This is a genomic window from Ruegeria sp. BG11 (genome assembly GCF_056538565.1).
Genome location: NZ_JBQFTH010000036.1, coordinates 1 through 2,219, shown reverse-complemented (window position 1 = coordinate 2,219; position 2,219 = coordinate 1). Strand labels below are relative to the sequence as shown.

2 protein-coding genes and 1 pseudogene are annotated in these 2,219 nt (G+C 52.6%); all 3 read left to right on the top strand.

The features are described from left to right. Positions 1-16 precede the first annotated feature (16 nt). The 3 genes and pseudogenes from ACR0JF_RS23210 to ACR0JF_RS23200 all read left to right on the top strand — a co-directional run bounded on the left by ACR0JF_RS23210 (position 17) and on the right by ACR0JF_RS23200 (position 1,754). Positions 17-907: pseudogene (locus ACR0JF_RS23210) on the top strand (MGH1-like glycoside hydrolase domain-containing protein). Then, positions 904-1,590: a D-lyxose/D-mannose family sugar isomerase gene (locus tag ACR0JF_RS23205; protein WP_170659192.1), complete on the top strand. Its 687-nt coding sequence runs from the start codon at positions 904-906 to the stop codon at positions 1,588-1,590. The pseudogene ACR0JF_RS23210 and the gene ACR0JF_RS23205 overlap by 4 nt, the downstream one beginning before the upstream one ends. Then, positions 1,578-1,754, top strand: coding sequence for a hypothetical protein (locus ACR0JF_RS23200; protein ID WP_170556208.1), 177 nt, complete (start codon positions 1,578-1,580; stop codon positions 1,752-1,754). Before ACR0JF_RS23205 ends, ACR0JF_RS23200 begins: the two co-directional genes overlap by 13 nt. Positions 1,755-2,219: the final 465 nt, after the last annotated feature.

Genomic DNA, 2,219 nt, shown 5'->3' with positions numbered 1-2,219 from the left:
GCGGCTTGCTAATCTACTGCCCAAGATTCATGCCTGGCATAAATGGTTTTACGAGCATCGTGATCCCGAAGCCTCTGGTCTCGTTGCGATCATCCACCCGTGGGAATCTGGGCGAGATAATTCAGTAGATTGGGACGAGGCGCTAGAAGGCGTTCCCATGGAGGGGGTCGCATCATTTACACGGCGCGATACAACACACGCCAACCCTGATCATCGTCCGACGGACGAGCAGTACCGAAGGTATATCTGGTTGGTCTAAACCTTTCGACGTTTGGGTTGGGACAACGCACTACTTCATGACGCTTCGCCTTTCCGCCTTGTTGATCCGGGGTTTAATGCCATCCTGATACGATCCTGCGACGATGTCGCGGAGCTCGCCGAACTCATAGGTGATCCCGATATGGCCCTTGAAGCACGTGCGATGGCGGCAAAGGGTCGTGCGGCGATGGAAAGTCTTTGGAACCCAAAGCTTGGGCAATACACATGCTACAACCGCGCTGCGGGAATTTTGCAGGACACGCCTACGGTCGGCGGAATACTTGCGGCGTTTGCACAAGTGCCAACTGCACGTGCTGAAGCTTTGGTGGCAAGGATCAACTTGTTGTCCCAGCGGTGTGTTTACTTGGTGCCGAGTCATGATCCTGCGGATAGCTCCTTTGACAGCAGGCGCTATTGGCGAGGACCATCATGGCTCATTGTGAACTATATGATCGCCGATGGTCTGATCCTGGCGGGCCAAGAGGCTATGGCACAACGTCTATTAGCAGATAGCATGCGTCTGATCGAGAAAAGTGGCTTTGCGGAATACTATGATCCGATCAGCGGCGAACCGTGTGGTGGCGGAGACTTCACCTGGACGGCTGCAATGGTAATCGAAACCCTTAAAATTCAAAAAGTTCCCGCATGAAACGCTCGCGCATCAACGAGATTATGGCGCATGCAGACGACGTAATTCGCTCTCACGGTTTCACGTTGCCACCTTTCGCCTATTGGACACCCGAGGAGTTCAAGGCACGCGAACGTGACGCCCGACACGTCATAGACGCGCGTTGCGGCTGGGATATCACTGACTATGGTGACGGTGATTTTGATAGGATGGGCCTGTTTCTCTTTACGCTGCGTAACGGTCTACAGAGCGACTTAGCCAAGGGCGGTGGCATGTGCTACGCCGAGAAACTGTTGATATCACGGCAGGATCAGCTGTCGCCTACGCATACGCATGTTCTGAAAGCCGAAGATATCATCAACCGCGGCGGCGCAACTTTGGTCGTGGAACTTTACGGCTCGGATGATACCGGTGGGTTTGCAGAAGACTGTGGCGGTGTGGTCTGGTTAGACGGCATCCGCCACAACTTTGGTCCGGGTGAGAAACTGCGCTTGGAGCCCGGTGAAAGCGTCACTTTACGCCCTGGTGATTGGCACGCGTTCTGGGGCGAAGGTGGGGATGTTCTGATTGGTGAGGTCTCGACCGTCAATGACGATGAAACAGACAATGTATTTCGTGAGCCCATTGGACGTTTCTCTAAGGTTGAGGAGGATGCTTCACCAACACATCTTTTGGTCAGCGATTACTCAAAATGGCTTGGCTGATTGATGAAACCGACAGCGACGATCTGGCTCTGGAATTGGAGAGTTCCTTATTGAACGATCTGAGCCGCCTGCTGTCACAAGGCGTCAATTTGGCATTTGAACTTGTCTACCAAAAAGATGGAGTTCTGAAAGGCGGGCTTCCGAGTACAACATCTGGCGGTTGATTCTCCGTGCGAAGCCTAAGAGTGCATTGTCGGCTAATCACAACGGATTTGCTGGAGGGTTTAGTAGAGGTGTCTCACATCGCGACTGCAAAGCGCATACAACAGTTATTCGAGAGAGAAACACCGAGGCAGGTTTTGTCCGCAGACCGTTGGTTCGCCGGGCACTCAAGTTTGCAGCTGCGGCGAATGGCGGCTTTGTTGGACCACATTGAAGCGATCACCGATTTTGTTTAGCGGCAGGTTTGGGCCCAGTGCTAGCGCAGAGCATTGTGCTGATCAGCCAAACTCAAGTAAGATACACTGCGCCGGTTTCCAGGTTGCTAAGAGGCTCACTGGCGTTCATTTGACGGAGACTTGAAGCGCCTGAACCATCGAAACATTAAACAAGCGAAAAAACCTAAGGTGTTGAATTCAATGGGAGGCGAGTCTCAATAATTCAGTCCCATTATTTACGTACTCCGACAA